Below are 17509 nucleotides of genomic sequence, written 5' to 3'. Positions count from 1 at the left end.
ACCATGAAAACCAACCTCTATTTCCGATTTCTGATCATTTTATTGTTTTTGGGCAGCTGTTCTCAGCCTCAAAGTTTTGATATACTCATTAAAAATGGTCAAATAGTGGATGGTTCGGGAAATCCTTCCTATCTCGGAGATGTGGGAATCAATGCGGATACGATTGCTGCCGTTGGCGATTTGGGGGATGCAACAGGAACTACCGAAATTGATGCAACTGGATTGACCATTGCTCCGGGTTTTATAAATATGCTAAGTTGGGCCACTGAATCTTTGATTGAAGATGGAAGATCCATGGCGGACATAAAACAAGGCGTAACTCTTGAAGTTTTTGGAGAGGGGTGGTCCATGGGACCACTCAACGAATCCATGAAAAAAGAAGAGCAGGAAAGTCAAGGAGACATTACGTATCAAATTGAATGGAACACCTTGAACGAATATCTGGAATATTTGACCACTAAAGGGATTTCTCCCAATGTAGCTTCTTTTGTCGGTGCAACTACCCTTAGGGTAAATACGGTTGGTTATGAGGACCGTGCCCCTACTCCACAGGAAATGGATAGCATGAAGATGATGGTGAAGCAAGCCATGGAAGAAGGTGCTTTGGGAGTAGGTTCTTCGCTCATCTATGCCCCCGCTTTCTATTCCAGCACGGAAGAATTGATCGAGCTGTGCAAAGTCGCAGCGGAGTATGATGGTATGTACATTAGCCATATGCGCAGTGAAGGTTCTCGATTACTGGAAAGTTTGGATGAATTGATTCGTATTGCGGATGAGGCCGATATCCGGGCCGAAATTTATCACCTCAAACAAAGTGGTAAGGATAATTGGGACAAGTTTGACGAAGTGGTGGCCAAAGTGGACTCCGCCAACGCGGCCGGGCTACATATCACCGCGGACATGTACAACTATATTGCTGGATCTACGGGGTTGGACGCATCCATGCCACCATGGGTACAAGAAGGCGGTTATGAAAAATGGGCGGAACGCTTACAAGACCCTGCTATTCGAGAAAAAGTAAAAGAAGAGATGATTACTCCTACCGATAAATGGGAAAGTTTGATGCAAGCCGCAGGAGACCCTAGTAAAATTCTGTTGGTAGGATTTAGGGCGGATTCATTAAAATATTTAACAGGAAAAACATTGAAAGAGGTTGCCGAAATGCGCGGAACCTCACCAGAGGAAACAGCCATGGATTTGGTTGTACAAGATGGAAGCCGTGTTGGTACCATTTATTTTTTAATGTCCGAGGACAATGTGAAAAAACAGATTGCCCTCCCCTGGATGAGCTTTGGTTCAGATGCCGGTTCCCCCGCTACGGAAGGTGTTTTCTTAAAATCGAGCACCCATCCAAGAACCTATGGTAACGTTGCTCGTTTGTTGGGCAAATATGTACGTGAAGAAAAAGTGATTTCGTTAGAGGAAGCTGTACACAAACTCACAAAACAGCCTGCGACCAATCTTAAAATCCAAAAAAGAGGGAGTTTAACTGAAGGGTACTATGCCGATGTTGTTTTGTTTGATTCGAATACGATAATAGATAAAGCAACTTTTGAAGAGCCACATCAATATTCCGAAGGAATGAAACACGTTTTTGTGAACGGCATCCAGGTCTTAAAAGATGGGGAGCACACGGGAAATATGCCTGGGCAAGTGGTAAAAGGACCTGGCTATCAAAACAAATAATCTTGAGTATAAACTATTTTAAAATATGAGTTCCATAAAATTTCTTTATTTATTTATTTTTTCCATTTCCTTATTTCAAGCTAAAACTGTTGATGATGGGTATAATGTTGAACAAAAGTTTCCAAAGCATTGGCATGAGGTTTCTACCATAAATGGCGAGCAAGTAATCTTTATCCCTTGTGATTATCAGAATACGGAATTCATTATTGAGAGCACCAATGGAGAAAACAAGTTCACCGAAGTTACTGGGCAAGATGGCTGGGTAAACGTACTTGAAGAGATTGTACCTATTGATGATAAAACCACAAAAATCACTGTAACTAGGCCAGATGATGTCCAAATCACCTTCATGGTGACGGAAATCAGTTCATATTTATACAATTGGACTTGGGAAGAGAAGGATTATGATGGCAGTATGGTGGAATATTCCATAAATATGGTTCCTGAGGAATACAAGGATCAATTTAAGGTGGTGGAAGAGCCTCCGTGCATGTAAAGGCTTTGGGATGCTTTACTCCCTATTCTTTTCTTCGATCCATTTGGCCATATACTTGGTACTGGCCATGGATTGATGTTGTAGTAGTTTTCCAATAAAATTCTCTTTGCGATGGGTTTGCAAAGTATGTATCAGTTGGTTTACATGATCCTTTAACTTATTCTGTAAAGCATTTTTATCATAAAAAGTCTGTAGTAATCCCATGCCCTTTTCTTGGGCGTTTACCCATAAATCCCGATCTTGGTGCAGTTCCACGGCAGCTTGTGCAAATTCGTCCCAATCATCGGTAATGGTTCCGTTCCAAGGTAATTCTCCATGCATTCCTTCTGCACCTACGGAGGTGGTCACACTAGGAGTACCTGTTCGCATAGCATCCAATAATTTACCTTTAATGCCCGCCCCAAACTGTATGGGAGCCAATAGTACTTTAGTTTTTTGGAGTGCTGCATCTACATTATCGGTCCAACCTTTTATATAAAATCCTGATTTTGGATGGTGCATCTCACTTACTTGCTGTGGTAAATAAGCACCATAAATATAGATTTCCGCATCGGGCAGTTGCTTTCTTATTCGAGGCCAAATTTCTTGTTTTAGAACTTTAATCGAATCTACATTTGGCGCGTGTTTGCCATTACCAACACTCACAAAACCGTTTCTGCCTTCAAAAGGAGGATTTTTTACTTCGGTTATGTTTGTAACATCAACCATAAAAGGCAAGTGCAGCAAAAGGTTTGATGGAATTTGAAGTTCTTCCTGTAAAATTTCCATTTCGTAGGTGGAAATCATCAAACTAATATCGCATCGGTATATACTGGCCACTTCCCGTAGGGTCATAGGATGGTTTTTCCAATCACCAATCTTAAAGGATTTTCCTTTTTTATGTGCCTCTTCCCTACTCTTTCGCAAAGCGTGGAGGTCTTCGGTGTTTAAAATACGAATGGCTCTTGGGGCAAACTCTGCCACACGCCATCCAAACTGTTCTTCGACCATATAACGATCAAATAGCACAATGTCAGGTGAAAGCTCTTTTACAAAATCATCAAAACTGGAATGGTTGAGTTGTATGGCAACTTCTTTGATGCCCATTTTACCCAAATCCAGGCTATACTCAGTTTTACTGGCCGTGCTGGCAAAGGTTATGTTATAGCCAAAGTTTTGAAACCCTTCCAATAGCTGATGCATGCGACACCCCGCAGCTGTAGTGGTGGGCTCTGGCCATACGTAACCAATAACAAGCAGTGTTTTTGACATACGGGTAAATGTACGAAGTTGGAACTATTAAAATACAAGTTCAAATCCAAGCTCAAGAATCGATCTATATAATAATCAGTAATCCGGATTTACATTCTTGCAGCAAACTTTTTAGATATACTGGAACGTAGTTTTCGCTCGTAGTCCTCTTCCAACCACTCTTTGTAGTTTTTGGTGTTGTTCATTATGCAATAGGAATATTGCTTTACACGATATTGGATTTCATCTTTCAGCTCCTTTGCTAGAATACGGGCATCGAAAACATCCTCGCTATTCTCCACACAGATTTGGGCATGTTGCTCAATACTTTTTTCCAATACGAGTTTGGACTTTTTGCCTTGTGCAAAGATTTTTTTGTATTCTTCTTTTACATCAAAAGTAATATTGTCCGAATTGCTGAACTTAGCTCTTAAGTCATCCGGCATTTCGTAAACAAAGTCACGTTCAATTTCTTCATCATTTTTAATGTTTTCCAAATAGAAATCAGGAAAATGGAAGATTTCCTGCCAATCTACGGGAGCATCCCAAGGCCCAAAACGGGCAATGTTGTTTCCCATGTCAATGACGTTGAACTCACTTTTGTTCGGCAGTACCCTGGAACCACGTCCGATCATTTGAAAATATAAGGTAAGTGAACGTGTGGCCCTGTTTAAAATGATGCTTTCCACCGTGGGTTCATCAAAACCTGTGGTCAAGATACTGACCGAAGTTAAGATGGCATCTGGCGTCTCTGCAAACCACTCTAAAATCTCTTTCCGCTCTGTTGCCGTATTTTTATTGTCCAGGTGCCTAACGTTATAGCCAGCTTTTTTAAAGGTCTCGTACACGTACAAAGACGTATTGATACCATTGTTGAAAATCAAAGTTTTGGTGCCCTTGGCAATTTCCTCGTAGGCTGTGAGCAATTTACCAAGCATACTATGGGCACTGTAAAATTCGTCGGAGGATTTTACGGTATAATCCCCGTTGATGCCCAATTTTAGGGTACGTAGGCTAACATCGTAATTATATAAGTTGGCTTTGGCCAAGAAATTCTTATCGATCAATGATTGTATGGACTCCCCTATGATCAAGTGTTTGTAATTATCCTTCATGGGGAGTTTTATATTGGAACTCAACGGCGTGGCCGTAACTCCCAAAATGGTGGACTTATCAAAGTATTTGAAAAGCTTCCTAAAAGAATTGTAGTGGGCTTCATCTATAATGACCAAGCCTATATTGTTGATCTTTACCTTTTCTTCCTGCAATCTATTGTTCAAGGTTTCCACCATGGCCACAAAGCACATATAGTCATCTTGATCGTAAAGTTCTTTCACTTCACTATTGATGACCTTATTGGCCACTCCAAAACCTTTGAGCATTTTAGAGGTTTGTTTACTGAGCTCAATGCGGTGGGTCAAAACCATCACTTTTTTACCGGTCTGCTCAATAAACCGTCTGGTAATTTCAGAAAACACCACTGTTTTTCCTCCACCGGTAGGCAGTTGATACAAAATGTTTGTACCATCTGGCAGCTTGTCCAGTTGAGTGAAGATTTTATTCAGGTCTTCTTCCTGGTAATCGTATAATGTTTTCTTCTTGACTTCTTTGTTTACCTCCAAAGGGAATATGCGTTATGGATTCTTAAATAAAAAACCCTACAAAATTAGGGGTTTTTTGTGCTTGAGACCAATACTCCGAGGCTTTTCTATCAAAATTGTATCAACAATTAAAAAACAGCTCCTTTTTTTCGTTTTTGCCTTATTTGCTCATAACATTTTGATAACAATAACATTTTCGACTTGGAAAAATGGAGATTATAATGTATAATGATAGCTTATAACACTAGTAAACCAGATACAAGAATGAGGCAGCTAAAAATCATTAAACAGGTCACGAACCGAGAATCTAAATCACTTGACAAATATTTGCAGGACATCAGTAAAATTGATTTGATTACTGCACAGGAAGAAGTTGAGTTAGCACAGAAGATTAGGGCCGGTGATCAAGCTGCTTTGGAAAAATTGACCAATGCGAACCTAAGGTTTGTGGTCTCTGTAGCTAAACAGTACCAAAATCAAGGTTTAAAATTACCTGATTTAATCAATGAGGGTAATGTTGGCCTTGTAAAAGCAGCCAAACGTTTTGATGAAACCCGCGGATTTAAGTTTATATCTTATGCAGTTTGGTGGATTCGCCAGTCCATTCTGCAGGCTTTGGCGGAGCAATCCCGTGTTGTACGTTTGCCTTTGAACAAAATTGGGTCCATTAACAAAATAAAGAAAACCTTCTCTTATCTAGAACAGGCACATGAGCGCCCGCCGTCTCCGGAAGAGATTGCTAAGGAACTAGATATGACCGTTTCCGAGGTAAAACAATCATTAAAGAATACTGGACGTCACGTGTCCATGGATGCACCCTTAAAAGAAGGGGAAACATCTAATTTATATGATGTTTTGAACGCCGGGGATTCTCCAAAACCAGATAAAGGATTGATGCATCAGTCTTTAAATACGGAAATCAATAGGGCCCTTGACACCTTGTCCCCTAGAGAGGCGGATGTGGTTAGGCTTTATTATGGAATTGGTGATCAGCCTTCCATGACTTTGGAAGAAATTGGTAGCACTTTTGACCTCACCAGAGAACGTGTTCGACAAATTCGTGAAAAGGCAATACGAAAATTGAGGCATACCTCTAAAAGTAAGATATTGAAATCTTATTTGGGATAGTATAATAAATGATGCCCAATAAAAAAGGGGAGGTTGATTACAACCTCCCCTTTTTTATGATATACACTTAAACATCATTGTTTGCTCAAAAGACTAATATCAAAATCTGTGAGCATGTCTTTCAAATCTTGAATAAAATTCATGTAAGCGGTGTTTTCTTTGTTATGGTTTTTCATGGTAACAAATTTTGGGGTGTTTGTCAACTATAGATAATCGAGCTCGGCTAGTTCGTTTACTGTCAAGATTTCGTTCAGTTCTTGTAAAAATGCCAAGTATTCTTCTCCGTAGGTATCGTATAACATGGTAATCTTTGGTTTTTGTTCGGGGTTTTACGTATAACGCTATTTAGGTTTAAAGATTATATGGTCCGCACAAATTGTGGTGAAACACCTACTTTGGGTGGTGAAATCTTTTATTCTTTCATATTTAAAATGTCCAGTTGCACTTCAAAATCCAAGTCCTTGTCCACTTTGCTGGGTCGTATATTGAACTCGTCGTAAATAAAACAAAGGTTCATAGGCAGTCTTCTACGCTCGGTTTCCGAAATAATACCCAGCTTAGTATGTAACTCACTTTTTACTTCAAAAGCTTTGTTGCTGATTTTTGGATCTTCGTGTGATTCAAGCTCGGAAAGAAAAGGTATTTCCTTACTGTCCCCTACTTCCAACATCTCGTCCAATAACATTAAACGGCATTCAAGATCCTTGGCATGTTGGAACAATGGATAAAAAATACTTTGTAAATACTCCGGAAGTTCTTTATTGGCCATGGCATTCTTGTTTTTACATTGCTCGGTACATTTCCATTTCAAAATCTATCTGATCCTGTAAACGCGGATATTCTTGAAGAAATTGATCGTATAAAAAGGATAGGTGCTTAAGGTCCCTATCTGTCTTACAAAGTCTGGAAATCTGTTGTGTTACTTCTAGGAGGCCATAAGTTTTCATCATGCGCAACGAGGGCATAATTTTTTGACAGGCCAATTCCAATTCTATAAAGTTTTCATTTAAAAGATTCACTTTGGCACTTCCGATAAATTCGAATATGTTCTGTTTAAACATGCGTACCAACACTTCCAATAGCTCCATTTGCCCCATACAATCTTCCAAAACGGGTTTTAGATCAATGTTTTGGGCAGCAAAGCCTGCTTGTAAGCTTTTCTCTATAAATTCAAAATCTGAGGACATGGTGTCACGATTATTATCAAATTTTCGAGGTTCATCTTTTTGGGATTCCTCTGCCATTTTTCTTATTTCATCCACAAGCTCCCTTTGTTCTTTGGTAAGTGTGGTGTTTTCCAATGCTTTAACTAGGGAGAGAAATTTGTTGGAGTCACTCTCCGTAAAGGTTCGGTTATCCAAACTTTGAATCCCTACCTTTTCGTAAATGCGCTCTAGTTGTTTCATTTCAGAGATACCAAAAACCTTGTTTTCCAATCCAACTTTAAAGACTTCGAAAGATTTTTTTAGCTCTCCGGCTTCAACAACACCTAATTCTTCATAAGAAAAAGAACTTAATCCTATTTCAAGTTTTTCCAGGTATGTTAACAATTCTCGTGTTCCCAATTTTTAAGCGTTAATGGTTATAAATCCTTCTAAAAATGTAGATTATACCAAGGGATTACAATTTATTGTTCCGTAGCATTCGGTTTTTGTTGTCAAATTGCGTTATTTGTATGTGTAAAAAACCAACCATGAAATATTTTTATCTACTCCTTAGTACAGTACTATTCATCTCCTGCGGAGAAAAAAAACCAGAAAAAACCGAAACCTTGGAAGAGAAAGCCCAAAGAATCCATGATTCCGTAATTACGATTGATACGCACGACGATATCAACGTGCAGAATTTTACGGACAGCATTAACTATACCCAAAACCTGGACACCCAGGTAAACCTTCCCAAAATGAACGAAGGTGGTTTGGATGTTGCATGGTTTATTGTGTATACCGGTCAAGATACATTGACTGCCGAGGGCTATGCGAAGGCATCAGAAAATGCTATCTCAAAATTTGAGGCCATCCACAAGCTTTGTGAGGAAATAGCACCCGATCAAATCGAGCTGGCACTTACCTCCGAAGATGTTAAAAGAATTGTTGCTGCTGGCAAAAAAGTAGCTATGATCGGTGTGGAGAATGCCTACCCCATTGGTGAAGACCTTTCCAAAATAGAGGAATACCAAAAAAGAGGCGCCCGTTACATGTCACTTGCCCACAATGGCCATAGCCAGTTAAGCGACTCCAACACAGGGGAAGGCGATAGCATATGGCTACATAATGGTTTGAGCGAACTTGGAAAAAAAGCTGTTGCCGAAATGAACCGAGTGGGAATGATGATCGATGTGTCCCATCCGTCCAAAGAAGCAATGAAACAAATGATAGAACTTACAAAAGCGCCTATAATTGCATCGCATTCTTCTGCTAGGGCACTTTGCGATCATAGTAGAAATTTGGATGATGAACAATTGATGATGATGAAAGAAAATGGCGGTGTGGTCCAAACTGTGGCATTCAGTTCTTATCTGAACACTGAAAAGAATGATGCACGTTCAGCATACATGACGGAAATTTATAAGAAAGTGGCAGACTCGTTAGGCGTAGCTTGGTACGAGCGTTCCCAGTTTTCAACTTTAACGGATGAGCAACGCGAAGAATTTTTTGCCAATTACCGCAAAATTAGGAGCCTTGGTGAAGAAATGGCAGAGACCGATCCTAATGTACCACCTGCTGTAAACGTATCCGATTTTGTTGACCATATTGATTATATGGTAAAACTTATAGGTATCGACCATGTTGGTATCAGCTCCGATTTTGATGGTGGTGGTGGAATCGAAGGATGGTCCGACGCTTCGGAAACCTTCAATGTTACCTTGGAATTGGTAAAAAGAGGTTATACCGAAGAAGAAATAGCCAAATTATGGGGCGAAAATCTATTAAGGGTATTGGACGAGGTTCAAGCCGTAGCTGAATCCATGGATTAAGAAGAAGCTTTTTGCTCTTCTTTTTCCTTTTTGGCCAATCGGTCCTTTACGTACTCTATTTTGGTTTTCCCATGAGCTTTCGGGTTACCGTTCTCATCTAGGTTTACCATAATAATATTATCTACCGTAACTATACTTTCGTGGGTCATCTTATTTCTAACTTCACAATTAAGTGAAATTGAGGTGACCCCGAATTTAATGACCTCAATCCCAATTTCTATGATATCGCCTTCGTGGGCAGTACTCATAAAATTAATTTCGGACATGTACTTGGTCACGATTTTCTTGTTCTCTAATTGTATAATGGTATATAGTACGGCTTCTTCGTCTATCCAGGCAAGGACCTTTCCTCCAAAAAGAGTTCCATTGGCGTTCAAATCCTCTGGCTTCACCCATTTTCTTGAATGAAATCTCATAATTGAAACTTTAGTGATTGTGAGTGCAAAGTTAGCGGAATCCATTAAAGAATTTATCGATAACCTCTTTAATTAATGCGAATTACGAATTTGAAATATTTGTAGGCCCGCTTATAGCGACTAAATAATTTTGATGGTCCAAGATTTTAAACTTGATTAAAACGCACCGTTTTTGATTCCAAAAGATTTTTTAAAGCTGTCCCATCGTTGAATATGGATTTTCTTATTTCTTGCCCTAATCCTACTCGAGTGCATGTAAGTTTCAGTAATTCAGATAATTAATGCTATTTTCGGCTTGTTCATAACATCGTTGACAACTATTGCAACATTTAAAAGTGTGGGGTTGATCATTCTGTAATTTTATTAAAAATCACAACCATGGACTCACAATCCGACCCTAGACTTGATATTCGTCCCACAATTCCAGAGTCACATTTTAACAGCCAAATGGGTTTCGATGAGCGCTTTCAGAACCAGACCCTTCGACCCGTGATCAAACTCCAGAACTATTTATTGGTAGAGGCTTTCAAGAATTATGCGAACAAGCATAAAGGAGCTTTTTACGAACTTTCTTTGGAGAAAAAGATGCAATACATTGAAAGGGCGATTCAAAAGGACATCAAATTTAGAAACTCTCTTAAAGGTATGGTCATTGGTCAGTTTACCGTTGAGGAATACAGGGATTATATCACTAATTCTTCAGCTTTGAACAAGCGAATGATGAATATGGTGGTCGAACGTTTAAAAGACCAGATACAGCTTTTGGAAGAAGAGGCATTATTCCAAAATTGATTCCCCGTTTAAGTTTGTAGTGAGGATTTCGCTCATGAGGTCAAAATAAGGGCGTATTGCCCTGTACGAGTTGTCTACCTCTTCCAAGAAAGTTGGCGAAAGCACCTCTGCATCCGTAAGAGGGCGCATAAATACAAACTGTTTTTTTCTTATCAAATCTATATCGGGGTGTTCTTTATCGAATCCTTTTGGTGCGGTTTTAACCTCGTCCCCTTGAAGTTCGCCCCAAATTGTTTTTAGCGATTTTTGATTGATGACCTCCCTAAACTCTTCTGCATCCATTTCCAGTTCTTTTCTTATACGGAACAGATCTTCCTTGTTCGGAGCCCAAAACCCTGCACCTAAAAAAGATTCACCTGGTTTTATGTGGATGTAATATCCGCCTCTTAAGTGGGCGCCTAAACGAGAAAAGAATCCAGCAAAATGAGCTTTGTATGGGGTTTTGTCCTTGGAGAATCGTACATCCCGATAAATCCGGAACAGCTTCATTTTTTCTATATCATCATGATGGTTCAGATGGTCCTTTGCTGCCTCTAAAAAGTTCTTGATTTCTCCTTGGTGTTTTTTAAAAGTAGCCTTGTTTTCTTCGAACCATTCTTTATTGTTATTGTTTTTAAGTGCTGTTAAAAATTCAAAAACTTCTTTGGAAATTGCAACATTGGAGGCCATATATCGATAATATGTTATTTTTAAACTAAAGTTACCCTTTTATACCAGTGCTTGGTAAGGTTTTGTCTAAATTTAAGACAATAAAGAGCAGTATGGACAAGGAAAAGATAATAGCCGAACTTAACAGGCACAAAAAACTGCCTTATCTGGATTTTAGGTTAAAACAGGAAACCGAAGATTTTACAGATACTCTTTTTTACACTTTATTTGATGCCAATACTCCGGTTGCCGTAAACTTGGAATTGTTGGAAAATAAGTTCAACAAGCTAATGGATATGGCATGCTGGGACTTGGAAAAGCCCAGTGAGGAGCTTTGGGGCAACTATATAGCCCACCTTCCCGGTATTCTTGAAAATTTGAATTTGGATGCAGAAGCAATTCTTAATTGTGACCCTGCCTCCCTTTCCATTCAAGAAATATATATGGCCTATCCTGGTTTTTACGCCATTGCCATTTACCGTTTGGCCCACGAACTTTATGAAGAAGGGGTCCCGTTGATCCCTAGAATGATGACTGAGTATGCCCACAGACAGACAGGGGTAGACATTAACCCTGGTGCTAAAATCGGTAAGTCCTTTTTTATAGATCACGCAACAGGTGTTGTAATCGGAGAAACTGCGGTTATCCATGATAATGTGAAAATATATCAAGGAGTGACCCTTGGAGCTTTATATGTTGCCAAGAATTTGGAAAAAACCAAACGACATCCTACTATTGAAAACAATGTGACCATCTATGCAAATGCAACAATTTTAGGAGGAGAAACCGTTGTGGGGGAGAATTCCATAATTGGCGGTAACGCTTGGATCACATCTTCTGTTCCGCCTAATTCAAAAGTTTATCATACACCAGAAATTAAAATAAAGACAACCCCAAATGTCTAACAATATCCTAGACCTTATTGGTAATACACCTTTGGTGGAATCCAAAGTATTGAATACAAATCCCAACGTAAAAGTTCTGTTTAAGCTCGAAGGAAACAATCCTGGAGGCAGTGTAAAGGACAGACCGGCCTATAATATGATTAAAAGCGGTCTGGAACGGGGTGATTTTACTAAAGACACTAAATTAATTGAGGCAACCAGTGGAAACACAGGCATTGGATTGGCTATGATCGCAGGCCTTTTTGGTCTTGACATTGAATTGGTAATGCCCGAAAACTCAACCAAAGAACGTGTGCAGACCATGCGTGCTTATGGCGCTAAAGTTACCTTAACACCTGCAGATGTAGGTATCGAAGGAGCTCGCGATTATGCGGAAGCCAAGGTAAAAGGAGATGGTTTTAAAATGTTGAACCAATTTGCCAACGATGATAACTGGAAAGCCCATTATAAAACAACAGGCCCTGAAATTTGGAGAGACACCGACGGCCAAATAACCCATTTTGTGTCAAGTATGGGTACTACAGGAACCATTATGGGGACTTCCACTTATTTGAAGGAGCAAAATCCCAAGGTGGAAATTGTAGGTGTGCAACCCACTGATAATTCCAAAATACCGGGTATACGCAAATGGCCCAAAGAGTATCTGCCAAAAATCTTCAACCCAGACAAGGTAGATACCGTTATGGAGGTCAGCGAGCAAGAAGCGACTGAGATGGCCAAAAAATTGGCCAAAGAAGAAGGTATTTTCTCTGGTATGAGTAGTGGTGGTGCTGCAACAGTGGCACTACGTTTAGCAGAAACTATGGAAAGCGGGGTTATTGTCTCAATTGTGTGCGACAGAGGTGATCGTTATTTATCGTCAGATTTGTTTGATTAGACGAATCGTTTTCATAACACTTTTCACGACTTTCATGTCGGATTTTTCGGATTATCCAACATTATTTACGGGTCATCGATTTCTTTGAAATAGACATTTAAAAAGCCCGTTCTTTATGTTGAATAACGTCCCAAATCTTCAATCGATATGAATACGCTGTCAAAAATTATTACTTGGAAAAGAAACATCCTTGCTAGTGTAGCTGTGTTGCTAACTTTAATTGTATTAAGCTTTTACGGTGTTTATACAGATCAGTTTTATTTTCTGAAACCCGATAACTACATATTCCCTATTCTCACCTCCGTACATTTTATTTACCTGTATGTAGTATGGTTCAAGATAACCGAAGATGAGCTTCCCGATCCAAAAATGAGAAACATAGAGTACGTACTATATGCCATTATGATTGTGTATGTATTCAAAATTTATGATAGCGTAACTGTACTCAATTCCATTCATACCTACGGCGAACATGTAATACCATCTTCTTTTAAACCAATGGCCACGCTTTCATTGGTACTTTATAGTATTTTACCAATTTTAACGCTGTATACCTTTTGGCTTAGAAAAAGATATATTGGCGAATACAATTTTGAGAACTACAACGACAATCTAAATGTCTGGCATTAAAAGCTACAGTCCTCTAATATAGCTACCGTACAAATCTTTGAATTGATAGCCTTGTTGAAAACGATGCTTGCTTAACTTTTTGTGGGCCACCAATCCCCAAAGCACCAATTCTTTTAGGAAATACGCATCCTCTTTTGATGCTTCCGGTTGATATTCTTTGATTAAATTGTTCAACGGACCAATGGAATCCAATTTAGATTTGTATTCTTCCTCTTTTTCGTCGTCCAGCAAATCAAAGCCCTCACCATCAAAGAACCAACTCACCAATTCATCATATTCGTTCTCTTCTTCTTTACGCTGAAGCTTGTCTATTTTAGGAAAGTAATTTGGAAATAATGATTTAGCGGCATCTTCAATCAAATTCTCTGCAACCGAACCTGCTCCCTCCTGCTCTCCTTCGTATACCAATTCAATTTTACCTGTAATGGATGGCACAACGCCCATAAAATCACTTAAACGAACAGCGGTCTTCTTATCACCAGCAACAATGGCCCTGCGCTCAGCGGTACTCAATAAGTTTTCAAAAGCAGTTATGCTCATACGGGCACTTACCCCACTTTTGGCATCCACATATTCACTATTTCGGGCTTCAAAGCTGATTTGCTCCAATAAATCCATCGCAATTTCGGGTACATACACGAAATCGGATTGACGTTTATCCAACTGTGCTTCTTGCTTTGTTATTTTCTTCGCAATCTCGATGCTTTCCGGATAGTGGGTCAAAATTTGTGAACCGATTCTATCCTTTAATGGGGTGACAATGCTTCCTCTGTTTGTGTAATCTTCTGGATTTGCAGTAAACACAAACTGAATATCCAAATGCAAACGAAGTTTAAACCCTCGAATTTGTATATCCCCCTCTTGCAGTATATTAAATAGCGCTACTTGAATTCTTGCTTGAAGGTCAGGAAGCTCATTGATGACAAAAATACAGCGGTTGGCCCTTGGTATCATTCCAAAATGGATAACACGATCATCTGCATAAGAAAGCTTCAGATTGGCCGCTTTTATCGGGTCTACATCACCTATCAAATCCGCCACAGTAACATCGGGTGTGGCCAATTTTTCATAAAAACGCTCGCTTCTGTGAACCCAGCTTATTGGAGTATCATCGCCCTTTTCTTTGATAAGCTCCGTAGCATATCGTGAAATGGGATTCAACGGGTGATCATGGATTTCAGAGCCCTCCACTATGGGCATCCATTCATCCAATAGTTGCACCATCAAACGAGCCAAGCGGGTTTTTGCCTGCCCTCTCAATCCTAATAAATTAATATTGTGACGAGATAAAATGGCTCTTTCCAATTCTGGGATTACCGAATTTTCATACCCCCAAACACCTTCGAACACTTGTTCTCCCTTGGAAATTTTTTCCAAAAGGTTATCCCTGAGTTCGTCTTTTATGCTTTTGCTTGTATATCCCGCGGCTTTAAGTTCACCGAGGGTTTTAATGTTGGTGTGATCCAATTTCATATGTTGTGTTATCCTTTAATTCTTCGTTTTCTGTTTTGTTCGTAGTCTTCAAAAATCATTTCGCCCAAACCTTTAAGCCCTGTGTAAAAGGCTTTTCCTTTGTTGGCTTTGGTAAATTCACGTACAAATTGCATCAGATATGGGTCTTCTGCAATCATAAAGGTTGTAATGGGAATATGAAGTTTTCTGGCCTGTTGGGCCATGGCGTAGCATTTCTCCACGATATACTCGTCCAAGCCTACGCTATTTTTATAATAATCACCATTCGGAAGTCGTAAACATGATGGTTTTCCGTCCGTGATCATAAAAATTTGCTTGTTGGTGTTCCGCTTTCTTCGGAGCATGTCCATCGCAAGTTGCAATCCCGCTACTGTATTGGTATGGTAAGGACCTACTTTTAAATAGGGTAAATCCTTTATCGGAATAGGCCAAGCATCGTTTCCAAAAACCAAAATATCCAAGGTGTCCTTGGGGTAACGGGTCGTTATGAGTTCGGCAAGGGCCATCGCCACTTTTTTGGCGGGAGTGATTCTATCCTCACCATACAAGATCATGCTATGGCTGATATCAATCATAAGCACGGTGCTCATTTGGGCTTTGTGCATGGTATCTTCTACAACCAAGTCTTCCTCGCTAAGTGAAAAATTGTCCAAGCCGTGGTTTACCTGGGCATTTTTGAGGCTCTCCGTCATACTAATGTGCTCCAACGAATCCCCAAAACGGTATTCGCGAAACTCACCTGTATGCTCATCACCTTTGCCAGATTTGCCCGTTTTGTGGTTCCCCGAACCACTCCGTTTAATTTTTCCGAAAATTTGGTCCAAGGCCCTTTGACGAAGCATGCGTTCTAACTTGGCAGTAACGGAAAGAGTTCCACCTCCACCATTCTCATCGCCTTCTTCGCTCTCGCCACCTTGTGGACCATCCATGTCAAATTCCTCACGGATATATCCTTTGGCCTTGAGGTCTTCTATAAAATCATCAATAGTGTAATCATCGTCGGTAAGCTCGTATTCCTTGTCCAATTCACGGAGCCAATCCAGTGCTTCCTCCACATCACCCGAAGTGTGCGTAACAAGTTCCTGAAAAATCTCAAAGAGTTTTTCGAACGGAGTTTGGTCCGGCGCCTCGTAATTGGTAAAACGAAACCCTTTTCTTGTGTTCATAGCCATCACATAAATTTACGGCATTTCACTGTAAAGGCTAAACGTTTAGAAAAAACTTAACGGATTTGTTTAATGGCGTTTTTCGAGTACTTGAGCAATATCATCCAGTGTATAGCCTTTGGCTTGTAAAAGAATCAAGTAGTGGAACAATAAGTCTGCACTCTCGTTCAAGAAGAGTTCTTCGTTATCGTCTTTGGCCTCTATAACTGTTTCTACAGCCTCTTCGCCTACTTTTTGAGCAATTTTATTGATACCTTTTCGGAATAAGGAAGCTACATAACTATCGGGGTTCTCTTGGTCATTCTTTCTGGATTCTATGACTCCTTCCAGAGTTGATAAAAAACCATAGCCTTGAACATTTTCCTCAGCCCAGCAGGTGTCGGTTCCCTTATGACAGGTAGGGCCAACGGGATTTACTTTTACCAAAAGCGTATCGTTATCGCAGTCTATCTGCATGTCGACAAGGTTTAAAAAGTTACCGCTTTCCTCGCCTTTGGTCCATAACCGCTGTTTGGTTCGGCTATAAAATGTGACTTTTTGGGTTTCTTTGGTTTTTTCAAACGCTTCCTGGTTCATGTAGCCCAGCATCAATACATTTTTGGTGTTAGCATCTTGTACAATGGCTGGCACAAGTCCGTCCGAATTTTTATTGAAGTCTATTTGCATTATTATAATCTTACAGGAATTCCTTCTTCCTTTAATTCTTGTTTAAGTGCATTGATTTCGATTTCCTTAAAATGAAAAACACTGGCAGCCAAAGCGGCATCAGCCTTTCCATCCTTAAATGTATCGGAAAAATGAGAGATGGTACCAGCTCCACCGGAGGCAATCACAGGAATATTGACCAACTTAGATAATTCAGCCAGCGCCTTGTTTGCGAAGCCATTCTTGGTACCATCGTGGTCCATGGAAGTGAACAAAATTTCCCCTGCTCCTCGCTTCTCTACTTCCTTGGCCCATTCAAAAAGGTCCAGTTCAGTGGGAACCTTCCCTCCAACCAAATGGACTTTCCATTGTCCATCAATCTGTTTAGCATCAATCGCCACAACGATACATTGTGAACCGAATTTGGACACCAATTCATTAATCAATTCAGGCCTTTTTACTGCTGATGAGTTGATGGAAACCTTATCAGCACCATTTTTAAGAAGAATGTCCACATCTTCCACAGACGAAATACCTCCTCCAACTGTAAAAGGGATATTGATGGTCTCAGCTACGTGATAGACCAGTTCGGCCAGAGTCTTTCTTTTCTCCTCGGTGGCGGAAATATCCAAAAACACCAATTCGTCTGCGCCTTCTTTGGCATAAATGGATGCCAGTTCCACAGGATCTCCTGCGTCACGAAGGTCAACAAAGTTGATTCCTTTTACGGTGCGCCCGTTTTTAATATCCAGACAGGGTATGATTCTTTTTGTAAGCATTTCTCTTTTTTATTGAGCCATCACTTAAGGATTGCCGTCACCCTGAACTTGTTTCAGGGT

At 40.0% G+C, this 17509-nt stretch carries 18 protein-coding genes; 8 read left to right on the top strand and 10 right to left on the bottom strand.

Annotated features, from left to right (window positions below; all coding sequences use genetic code 11):
* The first annotated feature begins 3 nt into the window (after positions 1 to 3).
* Together PY091_RS00520 and PY091_RS00515 are read left to right on the top strand one after the other, a co-directional pair.
* Positions 4 to 1686, top strand: coding sequence for an N-acyl-D-amino-acid deacylase family protein (locus PY091_RS00520; RefSeq protein WP_275647809.1), 1683 nt, complete (start codon positions 4 to 6; stop codon positions 1684 to 1686).
* A gap of 25 nt (positions 1687 to 1711) precedes the next feature.
* Positions 1712 to 2182 carry a hypothetical protein gene (locus PY091_RS00515; protein WP_275647808.1) on the top strand — a complete coding sequence of 157 codons (471 nt, stop codon included), beginning with the start codon at positions 1712 to 1714 and terminating at the stop codon, positions 2180 to 2182.
* A 15-nt stretch (positions 2183 to 2197) separates the two neighbouring features.
* Here PY091_RS00515 and PY091_RS00510 read toward each other — a convergent pair whose 3' ends face one another.
* Both PY091_RS00510 and PY091_RS00505 read right to left on the bottom strand, forming a co-directional pair.
* Positions 2198 to 3433 (bottom strand): glycosyltransferase, encoded by a 1236-nt coding sequence (locus PY091_RS00510; protein ID WP_275647807.1) that lies wholly within the window; start codon positions 3431 to 3433, stop codon positions 2198 to 2200.
* An 89-nt stretch (positions 3434 to 3522) separates the two neighbouring features.
* Complete coding sequence (locus PY091_RS00505; protein ID WP_275647806.1) at positions 3523 to 5034, bottom strand: DEAD/DEAH box helicase; 1512 nt, start codon at positions 5032 to 5034, stop codon at positions 3523 to 3525.
* Positions 5035 to 5277: 243 nt separating this feature from the next.
* Here PY091_RS00505 and PY091_RS00500 point away from each other — a divergent pair, with 243 nt between their 5' ends.
* Complete coding sequence (locus tag PY091_RS00500; RefSeq protein WP_100818963.1) at positions 5278 to 6141, top strand: sigma-70 family RNA polymerase sigma factor; 864 nt, start codon at positions 5278 to 5280, stop codon at positions 6139 to 6141.
* Between the two features lie 412 nt (positions 6142 to 6553).
* Here PY091_RS00500 and PY091_RS00495 read toward each other — a convergent pair whose 3' ends face one another.
* Both PY091_RS00495 and PY091_RS00490 read right to left on the bottom strand, forming a co-directional pair.
* The gene (locus PY091_RS00495) at positions 6554 to 6910 is read right to left on the bottom strand and encodes a hypothetical protein (protein WP_275647805.1); all 357 of its coding nucleotides are present in this window, start codon (positions 6908 to 6910) and stop codon (positions 6554 to 6556) included.
* A gap of 13 nt (positions 6911 to 6923) precedes the next feature.
* Complete coding sequence (locus tag PY091_RS00490; RefSeq protein WP_275647804.1) at positions 6924 to 7706, bottom strand: hypothetical protein; 783 nt, start codon at positions 7704 to 7706, stop codon at positions 6924 to 6926.
* 128 nt (positions 7707 to 7834) lie between these two features.
* Here PY091_RS00490 and PY091_RS00485 point away from each other — a divergent pair, with 128 nt between their 5' ends.
* The gene (locus tag PY091_RS00485; RefSeq protein WP_275647803.1) at positions 7835 to 9118 is read left to right on the top strand and encodes a dipeptidase; all 1284 of its coding nucleotides are present in this window, start codon (positions 7835 to 7837) and stop codon (positions 9116 to 9118) included.
* Here PY091_RS00485 and PY091_RS00480 read toward each other — a convergent pair.
* Positions 9115 to 9534, bottom strand: a complete 420-nt coding sequence (locus tag PY091_RS00480) for an acyl-CoA thioesterase (protein ID WP_275647802.1) — start codon at positions 9532 to 9534, stop codon at positions 9115 to 9117. The genes PY091_RS00485 and PY091_RS00480 overlap by 4 nt on opposite strands.
* 378 nt (positions 9535 to 9912) lie before the next feature.
* Here PY091_RS00480 and PY091_RS00475 point away from each other — a divergent pair, with 378 nt between their 5' ends.
* Positions 9913 to 10326, top strand: coding sequence for a glyoxalase (locus PY091_RS00475; protein ID WP_275647801.1), 414 nt, complete (start codon positions 9913 to 9915; stop codon positions 10324 to 10326).
* Here PY091_RS00475 and PY091_RS00470 read toward each other — a convergent pair.
* The gene (locus tag PY091_RS00470; protein ID WP_275647800.1) at positions 10312 to 10995 is read right to left on the bottom strand and encodes a DUF2461 domain-containing protein; all 684 of its coding nucleotides are present in this window, start codon (positions 10993 to 10995) and stop codon (positions 10312 to 10314) included. The two genes, PY091_RS00475 and PY091_RS00470, sit on opposite strands and share 15 nt — an antisense overlap.
* Before the next feature lie 92 nt (positions 10996 to 11087).
* Here PY091_RS00470 and epsC point away from each other — a divergent pair, with 92 nt between their 5' ends.
* The 3 genes from epsC to PY091_RS00455 all read left to right on the top strand — a co-directional run bounded on the left by epsC (position 11088) and on the right by PY091_RS00455 (position 13386).
* Complete coding sequence (gene epsC / locus PY091_RS00465) at positions 11088 to 11879, top strand: serine O-acetyltransferase EpsC (RefSeq protein WP_275647799.1); 792 nt, start codon at positions 11088 to 11090, stop codon at positions 11877 to 11879.
* Positions 11872 to 12756, top strand: coding sequence for a cysteine synthase CysM (cysM, locus tag PY091_RS00460; protein WP_275647798.1), 885 nt, complete (start codon positions 11872 to 11874; stop codon positions 12754 to 12756). The genes epsC and cysM overlap by 8 nt, the downstream gene beginning before the upstream one ends.
* Positions 12757 to 12903: 147 nt before the next feature.
* Positions 12904 to 13386: a hypothetical protein gene (locus PY091_RS00455; protein WP_275647797.1), complete on the top strand. Its 483-nt coding sequence runs from the start codon at positions 12904 to 12906 to the stop codon at positions 13384 to 13386.
* 3 nt (positions 13387 to 13389) lie between these two features.
* On the opposite strand, the gene PY091_RS00450 is transcribed toward PY091_RS00455, so the two are convergent.
* From PY091_RS00450 to hisF, 4 genes are all read right to left on the bottom strand, one after another.
* Positions 13390 to 14859, bottom strand: a complete 1470-nt coding sequence (locus PY091_RS00450) for a magnesium chelatase (protein ID WP_275647796.1) — start codon at positions 14857 to 14859, stop codon at positions 13390 to 13392.
* 8 nt (positions 14860 to 14867) lie between these two features.
* Positions 14868 to 16031 carry a vWA domain-containing protein gene (locus PY091_RS00445; protein ID WP_275647795.1) on the bottom strand — a complete coding sequence of 388 codons (1164 nt, stop codon included), beginning with the start codon at positions 16029 to 16031 and terminating at the stop codon, positions 14868 to 14870.
* A gap of 63 nt (positions 16032 to 16094) precedes the next feature.
* Entirely contained in the window at positions 16095 to 16691 is a 597-nt protein-coding gene (gene hisIE, locus PY091_RS00440) for a bifunctional phosphoribosyl-AMP cyclohydrolase/phosphoribosyl-ATP diphosphatase HisIE (RefSeq protein ID WP_275647794.1), read from the bottom strand.
* A gap of 2 nt (positions 16692 to 16693) precedes the next feature.
* Positions 16694 to 17449 carry an imidazole glycerol phosphate synthase subunit HisF gene (gene hisF, locus PY091_RS00435; protein ID WP_275647793.1) on the bottom strand — a complete coding sequence of 252 codons (756 nt, stop codon included), beginning with the start codon at positions 17447 to 17449 and terminating at the stop codon, positions 16694 to 16696.
* Positions 17450 to 17509 lie beyond the last annotated feature (60 nt).

The sequence above is a fragment of the Flagellimonas okinawensis genome, from assembly GCF_029194005.1.
GTDB lineage: Bacteria > Bacteroidota > Bacteroidia > Flavobacteriales > Flavobacteriaceae > Flagellimonas > Flagellimonas okinawensis.
The sequence above is the reverse complement of the archived record's forward strand: the minus strand, read 5'-3'. Positions and strand labels throughout refer to the sequence as shown.